Annotated in this window: 20 protein-coding genes; 2 read left to right on the forward strand and 18 right to left on the reverse strand. The window is 62.7% G+C overall.

Annotated features, from left to right (window positions below):
- Positions 1 to 46 precede the first annotated feature (46 nt).
- The 7 genes from GR183_RS17745 to GR183_RS17775 all read right to left on the reverse strand — a co-directional run bounded on the left by GR183_RS17745 (position 47) and on the right by GR183_RS17775 (position 9,032).
- Entirely contained in the window at positions 47 to 3,031 is a 2,985-nt protein-coding gene (locus GR183_RS17745) for a 2-oxoglutarate dehydrogenase E1 component (RefSeq protein ID WP_160777004.1), read from the reverse strand.
- Positions 3,032 to 3,296: 265 nt separating this feature from the next.
- The gene (gene sucD / locus GR183_RS17750; RefSeq protein ID WP_160777005.1) at positions 3,297 to 4,205 is read right to left on the reverse strand and encodes a succinate--CoA ligase subunit alpha; all 909 of its coding nucleotides are present in this window, start codon (positions 4,203 to 4,205) and stop codon (positions 3,297 to 3,299) included.
- Positions 4,205 to 5,404: an ADP-forming succinate--CoA ligase subunit beta gene (gene sucC / locus GR183_RS17755; protein WP_160777006.1), complete on the reverse strand. Its 1,200-nt coding sequence runs from the start codon at positions 5,402 to 5,404 to the stop codon at positions 4,205 to 4,207. Before sucC ends, sucD begins: the two co-directional genes overlap by 1 nt.
- Positions 5,405 to 5,485: 81 nt before the next feature.
- Positions 5,486 to 6,448 (reverse strand): malate dehydrogenase, encoded by a 963-nt coding sequence (mdh, locus tag GR183_RS17760; protein ID WP_160777007.1) that lies wholly within the window; start codon positions 6,446 to 6,448, stop codon positions 5,486 to 5,488.
- 210 nt (positions 6,449 to 6,658) lie between these two features.
- The gene (gene zapE / locus GR183_RS17765) at positions 6,659 to 7,840 is read right to left on the reverse strand and encodes a cell division protein ZapE (protein WP_244313793.1); all 1,182 of its coding nucleotides are present in this window, start codon (positions 7,838 to 7,840) and stop codon (positions 6,659 to 6,661) included.
- Between the two features lie 109 nt (positions 7,841 to 7,949).
- On the reverse strand, positions 7,950 to 8,378 hold the full coding sequence (locus GR183_RS17770) for a carboxymuconolactone decarboxylase family protein (protein ID WP_160777008.1): 429 nt from the start codon (positions 8,376 to 8,378) through the stop codon (positions 7,950 to 7,952).
- A gap of 114 nt (positions 8,379 to 8,492) precedes the next feature.
- Positions 8,493 to 9,032, reverse strand: a complete 540-nt coding sequence (locus tag GR183_RS17775; protein ID WP_160777009.1) for a protease inhibitor Inh/omp19 family protein — start codon at positions 9,030 to 9,032, stop codon at positions 8,493 to 8,495.
- Between the two features lie 460 nt (positions 9,033 to 9,492).
- Here GR183_RS17775 and GR183_RS17780 point away from each other — a divergent pair, with 460 nt between their 5' ends.
- Entirely contained in the window at positions 9,493 to 10,053 is a 561-nt protein-coding gene (locus GR183_RS17780) for a GNAT family N-acetyltransferase (RefSeq protein ID WP_160777010.1), read from the forward strand.
- Between the two features lie 55 nt (positions 10,054 to 10,108).
- Here GR183_RS17780 and GR183_RS17785 read toward each other — a convergent pair whose 3' ends face one another.
- Together GR183_RS17785 and GR183_RS17790 are read right to left on the reverse strand one after the other, a co-directional pair.
- A complete protein-coding gene (locus tag GR183_RS17785) occupies positions 10,109 to 10,576 on the reverse strand; it encodes an arsenate-mycothiol transferase ArsC (protein WP_160777011.1) in 468 nt (155 codons plus the stop codon).
- Positions 10,577 to 10,733: 157 nt separating this feature from the next.
- Positions 10,734 to 11,081: a carboxymuconolactone decarboxylase family protein gene (locus GR183_RS17790; RefSeq protein ID WP_160777012.1), complete on the reverse strand. Its 348-nt coding sequence runs from the start codon at positions 11,079 to 11,081 to the stop codon at positions 10,734 to 10,736.
- A 179-nt stretch (positions 11,082 to 11,260) separates the two neighbouring features.
- On the opposite strand from GR183_RS17790, the gene GR183_RS17795 reads away from it, so the two are divergent.
- Positions 11,261 to 11,638, forward strand: coding sequence for an MAPEG family protein (locus GR183_RS17795; RefSeq protein WP_160777013.1), 378 nt, complete (start codon positions 11,261 to 11,263; stop codon positions 11,636 to 11,638).
- Between the two features lie 45 nt (positions 11,639 to 11,683).
- Here GR183_RS17795 and GR183_RS17800 read toward each other — a convergent pair whose 3' ends face one another.
- The 9 genes from GR183_RS17800 to dnaA form a co-directional block, all read right to left on the reverse strand.
- Entirely contained in the window at positions 11,684 to 12,106 is a 423-nt protein-coding gene (locus GR183_RS17800) for a RidA family protein (RefSeq protein WP_160777014.1), read from the reverse strand.
- Between the two features lie 107 nt (positions 12,107 to 12,213).
- Positions 12,214 to 12,597 carry a VOC family protein gene (locus GR183_RS17805; protein ID WP_312846852.1) on the reverse strand — a complete coding sequence of 128 codons (384 nt, stop codon included), beginning with the start codon at positions 12,595 to 12,597 and terminating at the stop codon, positions 12,214 to 12,216.
- A 262-nt stretch (positions 12,598 to 12,859) separates the two neighbouring features.
- Positions 12,860 to 13,642: a succinate dehydrogenase iron-sulfur subunit gene (locus tag GR183_RS17810; RefSeq protein WP_160777016.1), complete on the reverse strand. Its 783-nt coding sequence runs from the start codon at positions 13,640 to 13,642 to the stop codon at positions 12,860 to 12,862.
- Positions 13,643 to 13,788: 146 nt separating this feature from the next.
- Positions 13,789 to 15,606 carry a succinate dehydrogenase flavoprotein subunit gene (gene sdhA / locus GR183_RS17815; RefSeq protein WP_160777017.1) on the reverse strand — a complete coding sequence of 606 codons (1,818 nt, stop codon included), beginning with the start codon at positions 15,604 to 15,606 and terminating at the stop codon, positions 13,789 to 13,791.
- Positions 15,607 to 15,610: 4 nt separating this feature from the next.
- A complete protein-coding gene (sdhD, locus tag GR183_RS17820; protein WP_160777018.1) occupies positions 15,611 to 15,994 on the reverse strand; it encodes a succinate dehydrogenase, hydrophobic membrane anchor protein in 384 nt (127 codons plus the stop codon).
- A gap of 11 nt (positions 15,995 to 16,005) precedes the next feature.
- Positions 16,006 to 16,404 (reverse strand): succinate dehydrogenase, cytochrome b556 subunit, encoded by a 399-nt coding sequence (gene sdhC / locus GR183_RS17825; RefSeq protein WP_160777019.1) that lies wholly within the window; start codon positions 16,402 to 16,404, stop codon positions 16,006 to 16,008.
- 555 nt (positions 16,405 to 16,959) lie between these two features.
- On the reverse strand, positions 16,960 to 18,087 hold the full coding sequence (gene recF, locus GR183_RS17830; protein WP_160777020.1) for a DNA replication/repair protein RecF: 1,128 nt from the start codon (positions 18,085 to 18,087) through the stop codon (positions 16,960 to 16,962).
- Between the two features lie 41 nt (positions 18,088 to 18,128).
- Positions 18,129 to 19,247: a DNA polymerase III subunit beta gene (dnaN, locus tag GR183_RS17835; RefSeq protein WP_160777021.1), complete on the reverse strand. Its 1,119-nt coding sequence runs from the start codon at positions 19,245 to 19,247 to the stop codon at positions 18,129 to 18,131.
- Positions 19,248 to 19,398: 151 nt separating this feature from the next.
- Positions 19,399 to 20,865 carry a chromosomal replication initiator protein DnaA gene (gene dnaA / locus GR183_RS17840; RefSeq protein ID WP_208999911.1) on the reverse strand — a complete coding sequence of 489 codons (1,467 nt, stop codon included), beginning with the start codon at positions 20,863 to 20,865 and terminating at the stop codon, positions 19,399 to 19,401.
- Between the last annotated feature and the right edge of the window lie 350 nt (positions 20,866 to 21,215).

Consider the following 21,215-nt stretch of genomic DNA (forward strand, 5'->3'; position numbering starts at 1 on the left):
AAACCTTCACGCCTAATTTGCGCGCGATCGAAAGACGGCCTTCGCCTCAGGCGGCGAAGGCCTCGTCGAGAAATGCCTGCAATTGGGCGAGATGCTTGGACATCAGGCCGGTCGCGGTCGCGGCCGAAGCGGCCCGCCCGACATACCGCGGGCGGTCGTGCTTCGCGCCGATCTGGTTGAGCACCCATTCCACATAGGGCTGGATGAAGGCCCAGGACCCCATGTTCTTCGGCTCCTCCTGGCACCACACGATTTCCGCGTTCTTGAAACGCGAAAGCTCCTGGCTGAGCGCCTTCGTGGGGAAGGGGAAGAGCTGCTCGACGCGCATGATGTAGACGTCGTCGATACCGCGCTTCTCACGCTCCTCGAAGAGGTCGTAATAGACCTTGCCCGAGCACAGGATGACTCGGCGGATCTTCTTGTCGTCGGCAAGCTTGATGCCGTCGCCCGGCCTGTGCTGAGCATCGTCCCACAGGAGCCGGTGGAAGGTGGCGTCCTCGCCGAATTCCGAAAGTTCGGAAACCGCCCGCTTGTGACGCAGGAGAGACTTCGGCGTCATCAGGATCAGCGGCTTGCGGAAGTCGCGGTTCAACTGACGGCGCAGGATGTGGAAGTAGTTCGCGGGCGTCGTGCAGTTGGCGACCTGCATGTTGTCTTCCGCGCACATCTGCAGGAAACGCTCCAGCCTTGCGGAGGAATGTTCCGGACCCTGCCCTTCATAACCGTGCGGCAGCAGGCAGACGAGGCCCGACATCCTGAGCCACTTGCGCTCGCCCGACGACAGGAACTGGTCGAACACCACCTGCGCGCCGTTTGCGAAGTCGCCGAACTGCGCTTCCCAGAGCGTCAGCGCGTTCGGCTCGGCCATCGAGTAACCGTATTCGAACCCAAGGACCGCTTCTTCCGAAAGCATCGAATTGATGACCTCGTAGCGCGCCTGGCCTTCCCGCAGATTGTTGAGCGGGATGTAGCGGCTTTCCGTCTCCTGGTCGTACAGCACGGAATGGCGTTGCGAGAACGTGCCGCGCTCGCAATCCTGACCGGACAGGCGAACGGCATGCCCCTCGTAGAGCAGAGACCCGAACGCCAGCGACTCCGCCGTCGCCCAGTCGATGCCTTCACCCGATTCGAACGCCTTCTTGCGGTTGTCGAGGAAGCGGCGGATCGTGCGGTGTACGTTGAAGCCTTCGGGAACGGCCGTAAGCTTCTCGCAGATCGTCTTGAGCGTCGTGTCGTCGAGGCCCGTCATGCCGCGGCGCGGCTCGTCGACCTGGTTGGCCTGCTTCATGCCCGACCACTTGCCGTCGAGCCAGTCGGCCTTGTTGGGCTTGTAGGCGTTGCCGGCCTCGAACTCCTCGTCGAGGCGCGAACGGAAGCTCGCCTTCATCTCCTCGACTTCCTCGGCCGTAACGACACCGTCCTTCACCAGCTTTTCGCCGTAGATCTGCAGCGTCGTCGCGTGCTTGCGGATCTTGCGGTACATGATCGGCTGCGTGAACGCCGGCTCGTCGGACTCGTTGTGGCCGAAGCGGCGGTAGCAGATCATGTCGATCACCACCGGCTTGCCGAACTGCTGGCGGAACTCCGTCGCGATCTTGGCCGCATAGACCACCGCTTCCGGATCGTCGCCGTTACAGTGGAAGATCGGCGCCTCGATCATCTTCGCGACATCCGAGGGATAGGGCGATGAGCGCGAGAAACGCGGGTTGGTGGTAAAGCCGATCTGGTTGTTGATGATGAAGTGGACCGAGCCGCCCGTGCGGTGCCCGCGAAGCGCGGAAAGGCCGAAACATTCGGCCACCACGCCCTGGCCGGCAAACGCCGCGTCGCCATGCAGAAGCAGCGGCATCACCTTCGACCGGTCGACTTCGGTCGTGTCCACCCAATGCCCGTCGACGGCCGAAAGCTGGTCCTGCTTGGCGCGCGCCTTGCCGAGCACAACCGGATCGACGATCTCAAGATGCGAGGGGTTCGCCGTCAGCGACAGGTGAACCGTGTTGTCGTCGAACGAACGGTCGGACGAGGCGCCGAGGTGATACTTCACGTCGCCCGAACCTTCCACGTCGTCCGGCGTGAACGAGCCGCCCTTGAATTCGTGGAAGATGGCGCGGTGCGGCTTGCCCATCATCTGCGCGAGCACGTTGAGGCGGCCACGGTGGGCCATGCCGAGCACGATTTCCTTCACGCCGAGCGCGCCGCCGCGCTTGATGATCTGCTCGAGCGCGGGGATAAGCGCTTCACCGCCGTCGAGGCCGAAGCGCTTGGTGCCGGTGTATTTGACGTCCAGAAACTTCTCGAAGCCTTCCGCCTCGATCAGCTTGTTGAGGATCGCCTTCTTGCCCTGCTCGGTGAAGGTGACCTGCTTGTCCGGCCCTTCGATGCGCTCCTGGATCCAGGCTTTTTCGGCCGGGTCCGAGATATGCATGAACTCCACGCCGAGCGTGGAGCAATAGGTGCGCTTCAGGATCGCCAGCATCTCGCGGATGGTGGCGAACTCAAGCCCCAGCACGTGATCGATGAAGATCTTGCGGTCCCAGTCGGCTTCCGTGAAGCCATAGGTCGCGGGATGCAGTTCCTCGTGATCGCCGGGCGTCTTGAGCCTCAGCGGATCGAGATCGGCGTGCAGATGGCCGCGCATGCGGTAGGCGCGGATCATCATCAGCGCGCGAACGGAATCGCGCGTCGCCTGCTGGACCTCGGCATCGCTGATCTCGATGCCCTTGGCCTTCGCCTTGCCCTTGAGCTTGTCGCCAAGGTCCTTCTCGACCGGCGCCCAGTTGCCGTCGAGCGCGCTGACAAGCTCGCCGTTGGCGGCGATCGGCCAGTCGGCCCGCTTCCACGGCGCGCCGCGCGCTTCCTTCAGAACATCGGACTTCTCGTCCTTCAGTTCGCCGAAGAAAGTGCGCCACTCTTCGTCGAGCGAGGCCGGGTTTTCCTGGAATTTTGCGTAAAGATCTTCAATGTAGCCCGCGTTTGCGCCGTACAAAAACGACGTGAGGGCGAAGAGGTTGTTCTCGTCTTGCCGAGCCATCTCACCTTTTGGCGGTGTTTATCCGCCGTGCTCCATACGGGGTGCCCTTTCACGCAGCGCCCCTAAAGCCTGATTTTTATAAAGACCGGCACGGGGCGTGTCCCACGCCAGCCTGATCCCCAGTAGGACCGGCCTGCCACAAGGACAAGCCGGCCACTCCTACTATGGTGCTTGGCGCGCAGTTAAGAAAGAGGGAACCGCGCGCCAATCGATCACTCGCATTCAAGCGTATTCACCCGAATGCGCGAAGATGTGATCATCCGGCTTACCCCTTGAGAACCTCGAGCAGGGTCTCGCCAAGCTTGGCCGGCGACGGGGAAACGCGGATGCCCGCCTCTTCCATCGCCGCGATCTTGTCTTCGGCACCGCCCTTGCCGCCGGAAATAACGGCACCGGCGTGGCCCATGGTGCGGCCCGGAGGCGCGGTGCGGCCCGCGATGAAGCCGGCCATCGGCTTGCTTCGGCCCTTCTTCGCCTCGTCCTTCAGGAACTGGGCGGCATCCTCCTCGGCCGAACCGCCGATCTCGCCGATCATGATGATCGACTCCGTCGCGTCGTCGGCGAGGAACATCTCCAGCACGTCGATGAACTCCGTGCCCTTGACCGGGTCGCCGCCGATGCCGACGGCCGTCGTCTGGCCAAGCCCGGCGTTCGTCGTCTGGAACACCGCCTCGTAGGTCAGCGTGCCGGAGCGCGAGACGACGCCCACCGAGCCCTTCTTGAAGATGGAGCCCGGCATGATGCCGATCTTGCATTCCTCGGGTGTCAGGATGCCCGGGCAGTTGGGGCCGAGAAGCCGCGAGTTGGACTTTTCAAGCCGCGCCTTGACCTTGACCATGTCCATCACCGGAATGCCTTCGGTGATGCAGACGATGAAGGGGATCTCGGCGTCGATCGCCTCGATGATGGCCGCAGCCGCACCTGCCGGCGGAACGTAGACGACGGAGGCATCCGCGCCGGTCGCCTCGCGCGCCTCGCCGACGGTGGCGAAGATCGGCAGTTCGGCGGCACCGTCGAGCCCGCTCGACCACATCTCGCCGCCCTTCTTCGGGTGCACGCCCGCGACCATCTTCGTGCCGTAGTATTCCAGCGCCTGCTCGGTGTGGAAGGTGCCGGTCTTGCCGGTCAGGCCCTGGACGATGACCTTGGTGTCCTTGTTGACGAGGATCGACATCACTTGCCCCCCTTCACAGCGGCGACGATCTTCTGTGCGGCATCGTCGAGATCGTCAGCCGCAATCACGTTCAGGCCGGAGTTGTTGATGATGTCCTTGCCAAGCTGGACGTTGGTGCCTTCGAGGCGAACCACGAGCGGCACCTGGAGGCCGACCTCCTTCACCGCCGCGACCACGCCTTCCGCGATCACGTCGCAGCGCATGATCCCGCCGAAGATGTTGACGAGAATGCCCTTCACGTTCGGATCGGCGGTGATGATCTTGAAGGCCGCCGTCACCTTCTCCTTGGAAGCGCCGCCGCCGACGTCCAGGAAGTTGGCGGGCTCGGCGCCATAGAGCTTGATGATGTCCATCGTCGCCATGGCAAGGCCCGCGCCGTTGACCATGCAGCCGATGTCGCCGTCGAGCGCCACATAGGCGAGATCGTGCTTGGAAGCCTCGATCTCCTTGTCGTCTTCCTCGGTGATGTCGCGAAGCTCGACGATTTCCGGATGGCGGAAAAGCGCATTGCCGTCGAAGGAGACCTTGGCGTCGAGCAGGCGCACGCGCCCGTTCTTCATGACGATCAGCGGATTGACCTCAAGAAGGCTCATGTCCTTCTCGACGAAGGCCTTGTAGAGGATCGGAAAGATCTTCATGCCGTCGGCGCGTGCCTCGCCCTCAAGCTTCAGCGCATCGCAAAGCTTGCCTGCAGCCTCTCCCGTCACGCCCGCGTCCGGGTCGATCGGCAGGGTCAGGATCTTTTCAGGCGTTTCCTCGGCAACGGTCTCGATATCGACGCCACCTTCGGTGGAGGCGACGAAAGCCACCTGCCCGACCGTGCGGTCGACGAGGAGGGAGAGATAAAGCTCACGCTCAATATCCGCGCCATCCTCGATATAGAGGCGGTTCACCACCTTGCCGGCAGGCCCGGTCTGCTTGGTGACGAGCGTGTTGCCCAGCATTTCCTTCGCGTTGGCGACGACTTCCTCAAGGGAAAAGGCAAGGCGCACGCCGCCCTTGGCATCGGCCCCGAGTTCCTTGAACTTGCCCTTGCCGCGTCCGCCGGCATGGATCTGGGACTTCACGACCCAGAGCGGGCCGGGAAGCTTCTTGGCAGCCGCTTCCGCCTCATCGGCGGAAAATATGGCCACACCTTCGGCAACCGGCGCGCCATATTCCTTGAGCACGGCCTTTGCCTGATATTCGTGGATGTTCATGAGCTATATCCCCCGAAGCGTGGAGACGGGCGGCTCTATACAGATGAGGGCCGCCGATGCGGCCCCCACTGCAGCCTTCGATCAGGCGAGCGCCGGTTGGATCTTCTTGCAGGCGTCGACCAGACCTTCGACGGAGGCGACGGACTTGTCGAACATCGCCTTCTCATCGGAGTTGAGGTCGATCTCGATCACCCGCTCGATGCCGCCGGCACCGATCACCGTCGGCACGCCGACATAGGTGTTGGTAAGGCCGTACTGGCCGTCGAGATGCGCGGCGCACGGCAGCACGCGCTTCTTGTCCTTCAGGTAGCTTTCCGCCATCGCGATGGCGGAAGCCGCCGGGGCGTAAAAGGCGGAACCGGTCTTGAGCAGGCCGACGATCTCCGCGCCACCGTCGCGCGTGCGCTGGACGATCTCTTCAAGCCGCTCCTTCGTGCACCAGCCCATCTTGATGAGATCGGGCAGCGGGATGCCGGCAACCGTGGAGTAGCGGGTGAGCGGCACCATGGTGTCGCCATGACCGCCGAGCACGAAGGCGGTGACGTCTTCCACCGAGACGCCGAATTCCTCCGCAAGGAAGTAACGGAAGCGCGCGCTGTCCAGAACGCCGGCCATTCCGACCACCTTGTTCGTCGGCAGGCCGGAGAACTTCTGCAGCGCCCAGACCATGGCGTCCAGCGGGTTGGTGATGCAGATGACGAAAGCGTCCGGCGCATGCGCCTTGATGCCGGCGCCCACCTGCTCCATCACCTTGAGGTTGATTTCAAGCAGGTCGTCGCGGCTCATGCCGGGCTTGCGCGGCACGCCGGCGGTGACGATCACCACATCGGCGCCGGCGATCGCCTCATAGCCATTGGTGCCGACGAGCTTCGCGTCGAAACCGTCCACGGGCGAGGACTCGGCGATATCCAGCGCCTTGCCCTGCGGGATGCCCTCGGCGATGTCGAAGAGGACGATATCCCCGAGTTCCTTCAGTCCGGCCAGGTGGGCGAGCGTGCCGCCAATCTGCCCCGCGCCGATCAATGCGATCTTGTTTCGAGCCATGTCCAAAAGTTTCCCTTTACGTAAACTGGAGCATGCGCCATACTGTGATGACCGGGCATGGCACTACTCCCTTTGAGCGCCCCTTGCAACATCAACGAAGGAATATTGCGGTCTGGCCGCCCGATTTTCGGTCGCCGGATATTTCTTTCCGCTCTTCCCCGGCGAGCCCCGATAAAATTTTCCGTGGCGTCTCCCGCGCCCGGGAGGAAATCAGCTCGCCGCTGCTGACGCTCCGGTACCGGCCAGCCAGCTTTCCGAACGCATTTCCGTGAGACGCGAGATCGTGCGCGCGAATTCGAAGGTTTCAGCCCCAGTCGTCGCCGTATAGAGCCCATCCGGCTCCGTTTCTGCCGAAAGTATGAGCTTGATGGAATTGTCGTAGAGCGCATCGACAAGGTTGATGAAGCGTTTGGCCGCGTTTCGTTGCGCAAGCCCCATGACGGGCACGCGGTCCAGGACGAGCGTGTGATAGGCGTGGGCGATCCTCAGGTAGTCGGAGGCGGAAAGCGGCGCCTCGCAAAGTTCCGCAAACGTAAACCTCGCGACGCCGGCAACGGTGCGCGGCACATGGATCTTGCGCCCCTTGACCTCCAGATCCTCCGAATGCGCCGTCATGCCGTGAGTGAGCTTGCGCCAGAGCCGGTCGACCTCGGCATCCGCGCCATCATGCAGCGGAGTGACGTATACGGAAGCCCCCGCCAGCTTCTCCAGCCTGTAGTCCGTGCGCGCATCGAGCTGCATCACGTCGGCGCGCGTCTTCAAAAGCTCGATAAATCCAAGAAAATGCCCGCGGTTGAGGCCGTCCTTGTAAAGATCGTCCGGATCGACGTTGGAGGTCGCGACCACGACCACTCCGCGCTCGAACAGCTTTGTGAAGAGCCGCCCGAGGATCATGGCGTCCGCGATATCCGTGACCGAGAATTCGTCGAAGCAAAGGAGCCTCGTTTCTTCCGCCAGAGCATCGGCGACCGGGGGAATCGGGTCGTCGCCCTTGATTTCCCCGTCCTTGATCGCCTGGCGGACCGCATGAACGCGTTCGTGCACGTCGGCCATGAACTCGTGAAAGTGGACCCTTCGCTTGCGGCGCGGCACGGCGACGTCGAAGAAAAGATCCATCAGCATGGTCTTGCCGCGCCCGACAGAGCCCCAGACGTAGAGCCCCTTCACCGGATCTTTCGCGCTTCCGCGCTTTCCGAAAAGCCAGCCGAGCGAACTTTTCTTTGACGCCAGACGGCGTTCGGCCAGCGCCTCGTTCAGCCTGTCGAGGCGCCTGACGATCGCTTCCTGCGCCGCGTCGCTCTCGATCTCTCCGGCTTCGATGAGCGATGAATAGCGCCCTGCGACGGTGCGCGTCATCGGAAGGCGGCTGGAGGAGGATGAGATATCGCTCATGAAGGGATTTCGCTCCAGGCCTCGGTACAGCAGAGCAGCTTTGGATTTGGACAACTTGGGGCAGATAGCCAATCAGCGCGGCCCCATGCAAGGCCAAAGGCCGTCAAGCTCATTCACCCTTTGGAGAATTCGGGGCTCTCGGCGATTGTTTGAACGCCTCGTCGACCGGAACCTGAAGCGCGCTTGCAAGGCGGTTCGTCTCGCTCGCCATGCCGACGACCGACAAAAGCTCGCCGAACTGCGCCTCGCTCATGCCCTTTGCGCGGGCGGACGCCGTATGGGAACTGATGCAATAGTCGCAGGCATTCGAAACGGAAACGGCGATATAGATCATTTCCTTGACGAGCGGATCCAGTTCGCCAGGTCCCATGACCTCCTTCAGGCTTTCCCAGGTTCGCTTCATCAGGGCGGGATCGTTGGCAAGCACCCGCCAGAAATTGTTCACGAAATCGGTCTTTCGCGTTTGCCGGATGTCATCGGCGACGGCGCGCGCCGCCTCAGGCATTTCGTCATCCTCAAGGATTGGCCAGACGGACATTGCCTTTCTCCCGCATGAAGCAGGCCCCGCGGTCTGGGCGGAACCGCATTTACGGAAGCTAAACGCAAGCGAAGCGCCGGGGCAATGCGGCGGCGCTTCGTCTTTCGTCTGAAATCAGCGGAATACGGTGATCGGCTGGCCGGTCGAGGTCTGTCCGCTGAACTGGGTTCCGCCGGCGGAATAAAGGTTCGCGACCGTCGCTCCGGCGTCGTTCTTCAAAACGACCTGCTTGCCCGTTAGGTCCCAGGCGGAAATGCCCTGAAGATCCGGCGAGCCGCAGCCGCGCGTATTTGCGCGGTAGCCGCCGCTCCATGTCGTCAGCGTCATGAAGAGCTGGCACCTGTCGGCGACCGATTGCATGGTCCAGCCGCCGAGAAGATCGCTGCGGCCGATTTCCTTGGCTTCCGCCGGCGGCTCGAATGGGGCCGCCGCAACCTGCTCTCCGGCACCGTCGACCGCATCGAGGGGCTGCTGCTCGATCGTGCCGTCGGACGTCTGCACTCCGTCGAGCGGCGTCAGCGGCTGGCTGTCGACCGGCGGCGTGGGCGTTGCCGGAAGGGGCGAGCTGCTTGATCCTCCAAGCCCCAGCCGCTGACAGCCGGCAACAGCGACAGCAAGGCCGACGATGAGGACGATTGAGACTGGACGGTTCATTTTCCCTTTTCCTTCCGGCTCCAGGGCGCGCATTCAACCACCAAAACGGCATGAATGCAGGCGAAATTTCGTCTTCCGGCACGGGCCGCATGGCATTGCGACGATCAGCCGGCATGGAATCAGCATTGCCGGTTATGGTGACTGAAACGTTGATAAACCTGAAACGGGCGAAATCATGGCCAATTAAACTTTGGGCAATTTTTAGACTGCCATAGTATTTTCGCACTGCACAATTATACAGGGTTCAATCTAGGGAACCAAGGAGTGGCTCGCACCAGAGCGCTTTCCACGAAAGCAGGATCGCTTTCGTGACAAGAAATCGCTCCAGAATCGATATCTTGAGCATATCCTTGGTCCGCGAAATCCGGCTCGGATTTCGCGGGATATGCTCTCCAGGGTCCCAACCAGAGTTGGGCCCTCGGTCGAGGCGAAAGCCTCTTTACGATCGTGAGGGCGAGGCATGCCACATCGTTTAGGAGAAGGCCTGATCAGGAAGCTTGCCGCGACCGATCAGGCGCAGTTCCGAGACCATCTCTTGCGGCTTTCGCCGGAAGCCCGGCGCAGCCGCTTCGCCATGACGGCGAGCGACCCCTTCCTGAGAAGCTATGCCGAAACCAGCATGGCGCTCGGGTCCGTCATCCACGGTTTCTTCGAAAACGGCACCTTGCGTGCGGTTGCGGAACTGAGGACCGTTGACGGCCATACGACTGCGGAAGCGGCGTTTTCCGTCGAGGACGCCTGGCAGAATTCGGGGCTTGGCACACGGCTGATGGAACTGACGCTGATCGCCGCCAGAAATCGTGGCTACCGGCACATCTACATCAACTGCCTTGCCACGAACCGGGCCATGCAACTTCTGGCAAGGAAGTTCGAGGCCGAGCTGACCTTCGAGGCCGGCGACGTGGTCGGGCGGCTGGAGCCGGTCGAATTTTCATTCTTCTCTCTCTTCCGGGAGGCGATGAACGACGGCTTCGGCGTTGCGGGCTCCCTGCTCGAAGCGGGCCGTAAACGGCTGGCATAACGCAATAGCGCGAATAGAAAGGCCGGGTTGAAATGCCCGGCCTTCCTTCATTTCGTCAGCTTGCCGCAAGAAGTACCTGCGGGAGAGCCGGCGCGAGGCCGAAATCGCCCTTCTTCAAGGCCGAATGGACCGCATGCTTCACCTCGCGCAAGGCCTTGCAAAGGCGAAACTGTGTGTGAGAATGCAAATCGGGCTCTTCCAGCGACCACCGCAACTCGCGTGGCGCACTCGGCCATTGAGGCGGGCGAAACCTGCGCGCGGCCTGCGTCATGAAGACCAGGACATCCGGCACCGGCGCATGAGGCAGCGCGAAGAAATCCCAGGATTTCGGCTCGAGGCCCGAGGCTTCAAGGCCGGCCTCGCAAAGCACGGCCTTCAGCCCGCGCCGCATTTCGCGCTGAGGCTTCGGCCCGGCGGAAAACGCGCGCATGCCTTCCGGCGCCGTCGCGTTCAGGCAAGCCTCCGCCATGAGACTCAACCCCGCGTTATCTTCACAGACGAACAGGACGGTCGTCGCCTTCATGAAATAGTGCTCCTTCCCGACTTTCGGGAACCTGTTTTCAAGCGTCCGCCGCTTGATTCGTCAAAGAAATACCGGCTTTCCGAGTCGCCGGTGTGACAGGAATGGGACGGTTTGCGGGCACGGCTTAAAGTTGTGCAGCGCAAAATAATCAGGCGGCTCAAATATCCCGGAAACTGTCGAACGCGGCCAGCGCTTCCGCACCGTAAATCATCGACGGCCCACCGCCCATGTAGACGGCGACGCCAATCGCCTCCATCACCTCTTCGCGACTTGCCCCGAACTTCGCCGCGGCACGGGCGTGGTAGGCGAGACAACCGTCGCAGCGGACCGTAATGCCGATGGCGAGCGCGATCAGTTCCTTCGTCTTGGAATCGAGAGCGCCCTTGCCGATGGCCGACTTGGCGATCTCGTGAAAGCCTTGCGCAACGCCCGGAATGCCCTTGCGCAGGTCGGCCATGCGCTTGTCGGTTTGCTCTATGAAATCCTGCCAGTCGCTGACGGCCATGCTCCTCACTCCTCCACTCACCACCGGAAACCGGCGCTTCAGGTGAGGTCATGCCGAATTTTGAGGCAGCCGTCCTTGAGCCTTGTCAAAGGCCGGGAAAACAAGCGAAAACCGAAATCCCTTCGAGGCCGTAGGGAATTCACGGGTTGAAAAACTTCCAATCAAGAAAGAAACGGACCATGCCATTTGCCGTCTGGTGCATCCTGATCGCCGCGATCCTGCCGTTCGCGGCAATCTATCCGGGAAAGTTCTCGCGCGAGTTCGACAATTCGAAACCGCGCGACCCGGACTATTGGAAAGACGGCTTCCGCGCCCGCGCAAGGGCGGCAGAAAGCAACAGCTTCGAAGCCTTTCCCTTCTTCGCGATCGCCGTGATCGTCGGCCTCGGACAAGGCGGCGACCCGGACTGGATCGACAGGCTCGCCGGCCTCTTCGTCGCCGTCCGGGTCATCTTCGTTTTCTGCTATCTGACGGACCGGCCAACGCCGCGCTCGCTCGCCTGGGCAGTTGGCTTCTTTTCGACAGTCGCCATCTTCACAAGCCCGGTGTGGAGCTGAAATGCGTGAGGTGACTTCTGCGTATCTTATTGAAATAACTACTACTTACCATTTCGGTTCGTGATAGCGCTCATACGGGATCACGGCGATCGGCACAAGCTCGACCAGCAGCTCCGGCACCACGAGGCCCGGCGTCTGGATCAGGATGCTCGCGGGCGCGATTTCCGGCGCAAGCTTTTCCGCCCTCACCTTCTGGATCGCCGGCAGGTCCGCCCGTTTCAGAAAGTAGATGGTGAGCGAGATGATATCCTCCAGCCGCCCGCCAACGGCGCTCAAAATATGCTCAACGTTTTCAAAGCACTGGCGGATTTGAACCTCGCAATCTCCCTCCCCGATGAGCTTGCCCTCCCCGTCCCAGGCGACCTGGCCGGTCATATGCAGCGTCTTGCCCTCAGGCTGGACGATGCCATGGTTGAAGGCGCGGCCAAGTTGTGGCCAACCCGTCGGCGGATTGAAGCGGGTGGTCATGGGACGAACTCCTTTTTCGGATACTGAAATGCCGGAGCCAGTCTCTACCATCTAACGCCTAGTGAGGATCAAGCACTCAACCCTAATTCCTTGAAATTACGCGCGTTTCATTCAGGTTTGTGGCAGACGGCCTCGAGATTGTGGCCATCAGGATCGAGGACGAAGGCGCCATAGTAATTCGGATGATAGTGGGGCCTGAGACCCGGGGCGCCATTGTCCTTCCCGCCGGCAGCTAACGCCGCGTCGTAAAAGGCATGGACGTCCCCTCGCGTAAAAACCGTGAAGGCGACATGGAGGCAGCCTTGCAATGGCTTGCCGGTGCCGATCCAGAATTCGGGAAACTCCTTGCCGAAGCCGCAATGGCTTCCCGAACCCGTCTGTTCCGGCCCGACCTCAAGCAGAAGCTTGATGCCGAGCGGCGAAAGCGCCCTTTCATAGAAGGCCCTGGAAGCCTCATAATCGCTGACGGGAAAGCCGATGTGATCCAGAATACCCATGTCGCCTCGCAAAATTCCCTGACGGCCGAATTCGTTTCCAAAGCGGGTGAAAAAGGTAATCGAGAAATCCGTCACAGCCAATCAGGGGCAAAACGCGGAACGCAGCAGCACCGGATCGAAGGCGTAAACGAGGCAGGATAACCCGGCCCGCCCGGACGGGGATAACCTTCGAAAACAAAAAAGCCGCTCCGGGCGAACCGGAGCGACTTATCCCCGCAAGCGGAGAATGCGGGTAGACTTCAAGGATCGAACGGGGTCAGACCCGCCGCTCGACCATCATCTTCTTGATCTCGGCAATCGCCTGCGCCGGGTTCAGCCCCTTCGGACAAACCTGGGCGCAGTTCATGATCGTGTGGCAACGATAAAGACGGAAAGGATCTTCCAGATTGTCGAGACGCTCGCCCGTCGCCTCGTCGCGGCTGTCGATCAGCCAGCGGTAGGCCTGCAGCAGGATGGCGGGGCCGAGGTAACGGTCGCCGTTCCACCAATAGCTCGGGCAGGAGGTGGAGCAGCAGGCACACAGGATGCACTCGTAAAGACCGTCGAGCTTGGTGCGGTCCTCATGGCTCTGGCGCCATTCCTTCTCCGGCGCCGGGCTGACGGTCTGCAGCCACGGCTCGATGGAGCGGTGCTGGGCGTAGAAGTTCGTCAGGTCCGGCACGAGATCCTTGACCACCGGCAAATGCGGCAGCGGATAGATCTTGACCGTGGCGTCCTTGACCTCGTCCATGCCACGGGTGCAGGCGAGCGTGTTGGTGCCATCGATGTTCATGGCACAAGAGCCGCAAATACCCTCGCGGCAGGAGCGGCGGAAGGTCAGCGTCGGGTCGATCTCGTTCTTGATCTTGATGAGCGCGTCCAGAACCATCGGCCCGCAGTCGTCCATGTCGACATAATAGGTGTCGACGCGCGGATTGCGCCCGTCATCCGGGTTCCAGCGGTAGATCTTGAACTCCCGAACGTTCTTCGCACCCTCGGGCTTGTCCCAGACCTTGCCCTCGGTCACCTGCGAATTCCTGGGAAGCGTCAGCTGAACCATTTTTCCTTCGCTCCGCTGTTCACCCGGCCTTCGTCACCGGAAGGCCGGAAATTTGCTCCGTCGCGCCACAAGCCCGACGATCAGATTGTATTTTTGGTCCGACGGCCGCACCCCGCATCCGCCGGGCGGCCGACATGTGCGAACCGTCAGTAAACGCGTTCCTTGGGCAGGATCTTCTGCGGATCGATGCCGCCCTCGTCCATGGAGATCTGCGGATCGACGACGACCGGACGATAGTCCAGCGAGACCTTGCCGGCCTCATCCACCCAGGAAAGGGTGTGCTGGCGCCAGTTCTCGTCGTCACGCTTGGAGAAGTCCTCGCGCGCATGGGCGCCGCGGCTCTCCTTGCGTGCTTCCGCGCTGTAGACGGTGGTGATTGCGTTCGCCATTAGGTTCTCAAGCTCAAGCGTCTCGACGAGATCCGAGTTCCAGATCATCGAGCGGTCGGAAACCTTGAGGTCCGAAAGCTCGCCCCAAAGTTCCGAAACGCGCTTGCAGCCGCTTTCGAGCGTCTCCTGCGTGCGGAAGACGGCGGCATCCTCCTGCATGGCTTTTTGCATGTTGAGGCGAAGCTCGGCCGTGGGCGTGCCGCCATCGGCATTGCGCAGCTTGTCGAACCTGTCCATCACCTTGTCGCACCAGGCCTCGTTCGGCGTCGGCACGGGAGCCTTGCGGTCGACAACCTCGCCCGCCTTGATGGCCGCCGCGCGGCCGAAGACGACCAGATCGATCAGCGAGTTGGAGCCCAGGCGATTGGCGCCATGCACGGACGCGCAGCCCGCTTCGCCCACGGCCATGAGGCCCGGCTGGATGGCGTTGGGGTCTTCCTTCGTCGGGTTCAGCACCTCGCCCCAGTAGTTGGTCGGGATGCCGCCCATGTTGTAGTGGACGGTCGGCAGCACCGGGATCGGCTCCTTCGTCACGTCGACGCCGGCGAAGATCTTCGCCGATTCCGAAATGCCGGGCAGACGCTCCGCCAGGATCGCGGGATCGAGGTGATCGAGATGCAGGAAGATATGGTCCTTGCCCTTGCCGACGCCGCGCCCCTCGCGAATTTCCATCGTCATGCAACGCGAAACGACATCGCGCGAGGCAAGGTCCTTGGCCGACGGCGCATAACGCTCCATGAAGCGCTCGCCCTCGGAATTGACGAGATAGCCGCCCTCGCCGCGCGCACCTTCGGTAATGAGGCAGCCGGCGCCGTAAATGCCCGTCGGGTGGAACTGCACGAACTCCATGTCCTGGAGCGGCAGGCCCGCGCGAGCGACCATGCCGCCGCCGTCACCCGTGCAGGTGTGGGCGGAGGTGGCCGAGAAATACGCCCGCCCGTAACCGCCGGTGGCGAGCACCACCATCTTGGCCGAGAAGCGGTGGATCGTGCCGTCGTCGAGGTTCCAGGCGATCACGCCCTGACAGACGCCGTCCTCCGACATGATGAGGTCGAGCGCGAAATACTCGATGAAGAATTCGGCGTTGTTCTTCAGCGACTGGCCGTAGAGCGTGTGCAGGATGGCGTGGCCCGTACGGTCGGCGGCGGCACAGGTGCGCTGCACGGGCGGGCCGTCGCCGAAGTTCTGCATGTGGCCGCCGAAGGGGCGCTGGTAGATGCGCCCGTCTTCCGTGCGCGAGAAGGGCACGCCGTAGTGCTCAAGCTCGTACACCGCTTTCGGTGCCTCATGGGCGAGATATTCCATCGCGTCCACGTCGCCCAGCCAGTCCGACCCCTTGACGGTGTCGTAAAGGTGCCAGTGCCAGTGGTCCGGCGTCATGTTCTGCAGGCTTGCCGCGATACCGCCCTGCGCCGCCACCGTGTGCGAGCGCGTCGGGAAGACCTTGGTCACGCAAGCGGTGCGAAGGCCCTGTTCGGCCATGCCGAGCGTCGCGCGCAAGCCCGCGCCGCCCGCACCGACCACGACGACATCATATTTGTGGTCGACGAAGGAATAGGCTTTTCCACCCGACATCTATTCAGCCTCCGAAGCTGATCTTGAGAATGGCGAAAACCGAACCGAAGCCGATCAACGCGCAAAAGAAGGTGTTGGCGATGAGGGTGACGTATTTCAGCCCCTCGCCGTGGACGTAATCCTCGATGATCACCTGCATGCCGAGCTTCATGTGATAGACGGCAGACGCGACCGTCAGCGCCATGAGGATGGCGACGACCGGATTTGAAAGGGCCGACGTCAGCTCCGCATGGCTGGCGCCCTGCGTGGCGATGATGAAGATCACGAAGAAGGTGATCAGGAAGACGTTGGCAACGGCCGAGAGCCGCTGGCGCCAGAAATGCTCCGTGCCTTCCTTCGCCGAACCGAGGCCGCGGACCTTGGCGAGCGGTGTGCGCATGTCACTCATGGAAAGCCCCCTTAGCGAACGGCGTAGCCGATGATCCACAGAAGGATCGTGATCACGATCGAACCGGCGAGATTGGCGCGAACCAGCCACTCACGCGCTTGCGGACCGAAGCCGTAGCCCATGTCCCAGATGAAGTGGCGAATGCCGCCGAGCATGTGGTGCACCAGCGCCCAGGTGAAGCCGAAAAGGATGAGCCGCCCGAGGAACGAACCGTAGATTTCGTTCACGAAGTCGAAATAGGCAGGCCCCGAGGCCGCCGCGATCAGCCACCATGCGACCAGCACCGTGCCAAAATAAAGTGCGGCACCCGTGATGCGATGCACGATCGACATGACCATGGTGAGGATCGGCTTGAAGATCTGGATGTGGGGCGACAGCGGCCGGTTTGACTTTATATCGGCGTTCGACATGGAACCTTTTCTCCCGTCCACCCGTCATGCCGCAGCTTACGTAAACGGCAGCATTAACAAGGATTTGTCTGACGGCTTTCTAGCGCCTGAACCAGTATCCGTCAAAGTGTCAGAAAGGCTTAGTGAGATACAAATGCGAATATCGGGTTACCGGGCGGTTCTTGCGCGAAATCCGGCGTGAGAAAGCGACAGGTGCCACGCCCGGCGTTCGCACGAATTGGTGAGGAGGAGCGGGAAAGGGAATGCGGGGGGCGTGATGCCGGGCCGGGGTGGCTGTTTTCGCCCTGAGGCTCCACGGGTCGTGAGGCCTTGGCCCGGTGCGGGCTGGAAAAATACATTGTCGTTCGCATAACCAGCCGCCTGCGGAATCATTCCATTTCGCGCTCAGAAGGATGACGCTGGGCGTTTCCCTCTCCCTCCAGGGGGAGAGGTGGGGCGAAAATAGCCAAATCTCTGCGATATCGTTACCACACAGTGCGGCCAACCGCCGTAGGCCCCGGCATAACAATCCACCAGACCCAGTCCGCTGTTGCTTCCCGACCGCCTCTGTGCCCCCTACCCTTCCACCTTGCCATCACCCACGGTGAAAAGCTGCGCGGAATGCCCGAGCGATTCGAACAGGAGCGGGTCCGTGCCGGTCATGAAGACCTGGAGGCCCAGCGTATCGAGGCGGGCGAAGAGGGCCGCGCGGCGATCCGGATCGAGATGGGCCGCGATTTCATCGAGCAGAAGCACCGGCGTCATGCCGGCGACGGACGCCGTGAGATCGGCATGGGCAAGGACGAGGCCGATCAGGAGCGCCTTCTGCTCCCCGGTGGAGGCCATGCCGGCCGGCATGTCCTTGGCAAGGTGGGTGACGGCAAGATCCGACCTGTGCGGACCTTCGAGCGTGCGCCCCGCCGCACGGTCGCGCGCCCTGCCCTCCCGCAGGATCTCGATGTAGCGATCCTCGATATCGGAAGCGGCAACCGCATCCGCCTCCACCTCGAAAGAGCCTTCCAGACGGATGCCGGCTTGCGGAAAGGGCAAGCCCAGCGCGCCTTGCGCCGCGATGCGACCCGACAGGAGGTTCACCGTTTCGCGCCGGGCCAGCGCGACCGCGACGCCGATCTGTGCGATCTGGCTTTCGATCGCGTCGAAGTAAGCGGGTGTCGCGCCCTCTTCCAGCAGGCGGTTGCGCGAACGCAGCGCCTTTTCGAGATCGGCGACCCGGCGCCCGTGACCGGGGTCTATCGCCAGCACCAGCCTGTCGAGAAACCGCCTGCGATCCCCGGCGGACCCGGTGAAGAGCCCATCCATCGACGGCAGAAGCCAAAGCACGCGAAGATAGTCGAGCAGGCTTTCGGACGTGCGCGCATCCTCCCCGTCGATGCGCACGCGCCGGCCCGTCTCGCCCGGGTCGTACCCAGTGCCGAGCCGCGTTTCGCCATATGGCCCGTCGAGAAGGGCCGAAACCGCGAAACCGCCCGCTGCCCCCTTGCGAATGAGATCCGCAAGCGGTGCGCGGCGAAGGCCGCGGCCCGCCGTCAAAAGCGAAACCGCCTCAATCAGGTTCGTCTTGCCGGCGCCATTGGCGCCGACGAAAGCGACGAGCCGCGCGCCCACATCGAGCGAGAGCGACGCGTAGTTGCGGAAATCGGAGAGCGTCAGGCGGCGAAGCGCGACCGGCGTCGGTCCAGCCATGCTGTCCCGCTCCTTGTAATGATCGATCCGGCGAGGCCGGATCAGACGCGCATCGGCATCAGCACGTAGAGCGCTTCCTCCGAGCCGTCGTCCTGGATCAGCGTCGGCGCGCCGGGATCGGCGAAGCGGAAACGCGCAGTGTCCTTGTCGAGCTGGGCGGCGATATCGAGCAGATAGCGCGAGTTGAAGCCGATCTCCAGCGGGTCGGCCTCATAGTCGACCGCAAGCTCTTCCGTCGCCGTGCCGGAATCCGGATTGATGACGGTCAGCACCATGCGCCCTTCGGAAAGGGCCATCTTCACGGCACGCCCACGCTCCGACGAGATGGTCGACACGCGGTCGACCGCTTCCTTGAACTCTTCCCGATCGACCTGGAGAAGCTTGTCGTTGTGCTGCGGGATGACGCGGCCATAATCCGGGAAGGTGCCGTCGATCAGCTTGGACGTCAGCACCACGTTGGCCGTCGTCAGCCGAACCTTGGTTTCGGAAATCTCGACCTTCACGTCTGCTTGCGGATCTTCCAGAAGCTTCTGGATCTCGCCCACCGTCTTGCGCGGCACGATGACGCCCGGCATGCCGGAGGAACCGGAGGGCGCCGGGATCTCGGCCTGGGCGAGGCGGTGACCGTCGGTCGCAACCGCGCGGAAGCGCTCGCCCCCCGGCGTCTCGACCGTGTGGAAGTAGATGCCGTTCAGATAGTAGCGCGTCTCTTCGGTCGAAATCGCGAACTGGGTGGAATCGATCAGCCGCTTGAAGTCGCCCGCCGGCAGGGAGAAGACGTGGCTGAACTCGCCCGCCGTCAGGTCCGGAAAATCCGCCTCTGGCAGCATCTGCAGCGCAAAGCGCGAGCGCCCGGCGCGAATTTCGAGCGTGGCATTGTCGGCGGACGTCTCAAGCTGGACCTGCGCCCCGTCGGGAAGTTTGCGCACGATATCGTAGATCATATGCGCGGGCACCGTCGTCGCGCCGGGCTGCTCGACCATGGCCGCGACGGTCTCCGAAATCTCGAGATCGAGGTCCGTCGCCTTCAGGCGCAATTCGCCGCCGTCGCAGCGCAACAGGACGTTCGACAGGATCGGGATCGTGTTCCGGCGCTCAACGACACGATGAACATGGGTCAGGGACTTCAGGAGATCCGTCCGCTCGAGGGTCACTTTCATTGCGCTGTCCGTCGTTGAGAAGCGGCGGGGCCCCGCCGCATGTGATGCGTTCAAACTTCAAAAATGGGGAGACGACACTGCCCGCTGCCGCTCGGAAATGCAAGAGGGGCAGCACGTCATGCCACCCCTCAACCCTCTGTATTGGCTCGCTTCACGCATCCAGCATGCGCTTGAGCAGTTCGATCTCCTGGGCAAGGCCGTTGTCCGCCTTGGCAAGCTCCTCGATCTTGCGAACCGCATGCAGCACCGTAGTGTGGTCGCGGTTGCCGAAGCGGCGCCCGATCTCGGGCAGCGAACGCGGCGTCATCATCTTGGCGAGATACATGGCGATCTGGCGCGGGCGCACGATGGTGCGCGTGCGGCGCGCCGACAGAAGATCGGCCTTCGTCACGTTGTAATGCTTGGAGACGACGCGCTGGATGTCCTCGATCTTGACCCGGCGCGGCTCCACGGAGCGGATGAGATCGCGAAGGGTCGCCTCCGCCATCTCCTGCGTGACCGGCTGGCCGGTCAGCTGATTGTGGGCGATCAGGCGGTTGAGCGCGCCTTCGAGATCGCGCCCCGAGGCGGTGACGTTGCGCGCCACATAATCGATCACGCCCTCTGGGATCGAGAAATTCGGGTAGGAGGCGCGCACGGTCTCGACCCGGTTCGTGATGATGGCGCGGCGCAGCGAATAGTCCGGATCGTCGATGCCGACGACCAGCCCGCCGGCAAGGCGCGAGCGGACACGGTCATCCAGGCTGTCGAGATCGGACGGCGCGCGGTCGGCGGCGACGATCACCTGACGCGCGCTGTCGATCAGCGCGTTCAGCGTGTGGCAGAACTCCTGCTGCACCTGCTTGCCATGCAGGAACTGCATGTCGTCGATCAGGAGCAGGTCGATCGTCCGCAGCGTATCCTTGAAGGCGATCGCCGACTGCGCCTTGAGCGCGGAGACGAAGCGGTACATGAAATGCTCCGCCGTCAGATAAAGCACGCGCCGGCCCGAAGCCTTGGCCTGGGCGGCGACGGCCTGCATCAGGTGCGTCTTGCCGAGGCCCACGGAGGCATGGACGTAAAGCGGATTGAAATTCACCTTGCCGCCGGCGGCGACCTGACGGGCGGCGGCAAGCGCAAGCGCGTTGGAATCGCCTTCCACGAAGGTTTCGAACGTATATTTCGGATCGAGCGAGGCGCCCTGCAGGACGTCGTTTTCCTGGGTGCCGCCCTGCGCCTTGTGCTCGGGCGCGGCCGCAGGCTGGAGACCCACGAGCGCCGCCGGACGGCCGACGTTTTCGGCAATGGCGATCGGACGGGTGTCGCCGGCGGGACGCGAGGCGGCAACGGCCCGCTGCTGGCCTTCCGCCGGCTTGCGAGCGGCGGGGCGCATGGCGCCGCGCACCGTCAGCTCTATACGGTGAACATCCTCGCACTCGCGCTGCCACAGCCCCATCAGACGGTCCCGGTAATGCGACTGGATCCACTGCTTCAGAAAACGCGTGGGAACCGAAAGCCGGACCGTGCCGTCATCGTGACCCTCAAGGTCGACGCGTGCAAACCAGCTCGTATAGACATCCTCACCCAGTTCCGCGCGAAGCCGCTTCTTTACGCGTGCCCACTGTTCCGGCCCCGCCATATCGTGAAGGTCCATTGCTTACGCCTCCTAAGCTCCTTATCGGAACGCGCCGCCGCAATCGTTCCGAAGAATTTTTCTGGCCCCTGCGCCACCCGCCCCTGACCGGCAAGCGGCACAAAATCTTCCCGGCGGGGCGACGCCGCCGCCCCGTCAAATACCTGGTTCATTCCGGTAATCGCGTATCGCTCATCGACAGGACAAGACGCCTATCGACGGCCGCTCACCGCCCGACGCTCCTCGAACGGTCCGGGACCCGCTTCGTGCAGGTCCCGCGCCGCCGGTCCGGTGCCTGCGGCGGAGCGGCACAAAAAGGCCATTGCGCCGCCGCGGTCAAGCCCCTTGTTCAATCC

Source organism: Stappia sediminis (assembly GCF_009826895.1).
GTDB lineage: Bacteria > Pseudomonadota > Alphaproteobacteria > Rhizobiales > Stappiaceae > Hongsoonwoonella > Hongsoonwoonella sediminis.